This is a genomic window from Paenibacillus sp. OT2-17 (genome assembly GCF_009827695.1).
GTDB lineage: Bacteria > Bacillota > Bacilli > Paenibacillales > Paenibacillaceae > Paenibacillus > Paenibacillus polymyxa_B.
Genome location: NZ_WUDQ01000618.1, coordinates 1 through 2,072, shown reverse-complemented (window position 1 = coordinate 2,072; position 2,072 = coordinate 1). Strand labels below are relative to the sequence as shown.

General features: G+C 40.3%; 3 protein-coding genes. 1 reads left to right on the top strand and 2 read right to left on the bottom strand.

Features of this window, described 5'->3' with window-relative positions:
* The coding region (locus GRP75_RS25310) for a carboxymuconolactone decarboxylase family protein (RefSeq protein WP_160790705.1) at window positions 1-261 on the bottom strand (261 nt) is incomplete at its 3' end.
* Window positions 262-459: 198 nt separating this feature from the next.
* Between GRP75_RS25310 and GRP75_RS25305 the strand changes: the two genes are divergently transcribed.
* The gene (locus tag GRP75_RS25305; RefSeq protein WP_337194268.1) at window positions 460-1,002 is read left to right on the top strand and encodes a TetR/AcrR family transcriptional regulator; all 543 of its coding nucleotides are present in this window, start codon (window positions 460-462) and stop codon (window positions 1,000-1,002) included.
* 39 nt (window positions 1,003-1,041) lie between these two features.
* On the opposite strand, the gene GRP75_RS25300 is transcribed toward GRP75_RS25305, so the two are convergent.
* The gene (locus GRP75_RS25300) at window positions 1,042-2,034 is read right to left on the bottom strand and encodes a Gfo/Idh/MocA family protein (RefSeq protein WP_160790704.1); all 993 of its coding nucleotides are present in this window, start codon (window positions 2,032-2,034) and stop codon (window positions 1,042-1,044) included.
* Between the last annotated feature and the right edge of the window lie 38 nt (window positions 2,035-2,072).

Sequence of the window (2,072 nt, the reverse complement as noted above, 5' to 3'; positions counted from 1 at the left end):
AAAGGCAAGATGGGTAATGACTTCGATCAGTTCCTCTTCCGTCAGGCCGTTGTCTTTGGCTTTACCCAAATGAAAGCCCAGTTGTTCGGAATTCCCTCCGGTGATCAAGCTTGCTACGGTAATGAGGCTGCGGTCGCGTGGGGCCAGCTCTTTGCGTTCCCAAACGTCCCCAAAAAGCACCTTGTCGGTCAGCTCGACAATCTTTGGTGAGAAGTCCCCAATCGTTCGCTGTGCAGCCGTAAGTTTTTGAGTATCTGACATGTGATATCTCCTCTTTCTTTGCATTGATCCTTCATATAAATGCATCTATAATTGAAAAAGATACATTATTGAACTTGTGTCTATTATTATAAGCTGATACAAAATGCTTGCAATTGTTAAATACGCTTGATTTGTTCATTAATAGACATATAAGTTAAAACAGTCAATTATCATTTAGAAGTTTAGGGGTTGAACACAGTGAAAGTGGACAGGAGAATACTCAAAACACAGGAAGCCTTGAAAAAAGCATTAACGGAGTTGATGGCCGAAAAGAGTTTCGACCATATTACGATTCAGGATCTATCCGACAAAGCGAATGTAAGCCGGGGAACCATCTATCTTCATTACGTGGACAAATATGATTTGCTGGATAAGCTGATGGCCGCACACATCAATGAACTTCGAAGATTATGTATTGAATCGGCTCATTTGAGCTTTACAGAGGCCGAAATTGTTTGGTTTGAATATTTAGAGGCTAACTATTTATTTTTCTCCACGATGCTGGTGAGCAAAGGCGCCCCTTACTTCCGCACTCAGTTTCTTGAATTTATGATCGATGAACTTCGGGAAGAGGTCGACATGAATGAAGCAAGAAATCGGGGACTAAACGAAGAAGTGGTTGTCCGTTATGCAGCGTCCGCTGTGGTAGGGATTATGGAGTGGTGGTTTTTGAATGATAAACCTCTCTCTCCTGTCGAGATGGCAGAGCAAATAGGCATGCTGTTGGACCGGAAATTGTGAATCTGATAAAAAAGAGTAGCAGACATATGTCTGCTACTCTCAAAATGGTTTATCAGGGCCAAATACAAGATTGGCGGACTGCTTGGCTTTCTCAATGACATTCATGACCTTCTCGCTATGTTCAAGCATATTCGAGACTTTTCCAAAATCTTTTTCTTCGATGATATGATCAAACTCAACGAATTCGTCATACATTCGATGCGAATGATCTTTTAGATCCACCCGAATTGGCGTTTTCTTATTCGCAGTGTAATCAAAGCAGTCGCATATATTAGCTGAACTTGCCATGTGTAAATAGCCCTTATTGCCTTGAATGTTCACGACATTGGGGGCCGTACTATCTTTTGAACCTATGCAGACACACTTGAAATCACCGTAATCAAGCAGCAGCATACCTGAAGTATCAATTCCACGCTCCATGTTCGCCCAATACTCCACTTTCTTTGGGCTACCGAAGAATCCAACAACAAAATGAATATTATATAAATTAATATCCATCAAGGCTCCACCAGACATTTCCGGATTAAACGCAGGCTGGATTATTCCCGCTTTGAAAGCTTCATATCGAGATGAGTATTGAGAATAGTTGCATTCAACTATTTTGATCTCACCAAGTTTAGGTAGATACTCCTTCATTGACAAATAATTTTTCAAATATTGATTCGTTATGGCTTCCACCAATACCAGTTTTCTTTGCTGAGCAATTTCTTTTAGCTCTAGAAATTCTTGCAAATTGGAAGTAAACGGCTTCTCACAAATGACATGTTTACCACTCAATAATGCTTCTTTGGCATATGAATAATGAAGATGATTAGGCAACCCGATATAAACTGTATCCACATCACGGTTCATCAGCATCTCGCTGTAATCCGAATAAATCTGAGCTATTCCATATTTATTTTTCAAATCCAGTAATTTCTCCTGGTGGCTAGGTCTAGAACAAATGCCCTTTAATAAAATGGTCGGGATTTCCTGAATAAAGCTCAATAGATCCCCTACGATCATCCCTGCTCCGACAATTCCCAACTTCATTTTAGTTGCACTCCTCTATACCTTTTTCAAGTATTTCC

What these genes read in the sequence shown, in the direction of transcription:
- GRP75_RS25300 (WP_160790704.1), bottom strand. Translation starts at nt 2,034, where the DNA reads ATGAAGTTGGGAATTGTCGGAGCAGGGATGATCGTAGGGGATCTATTG.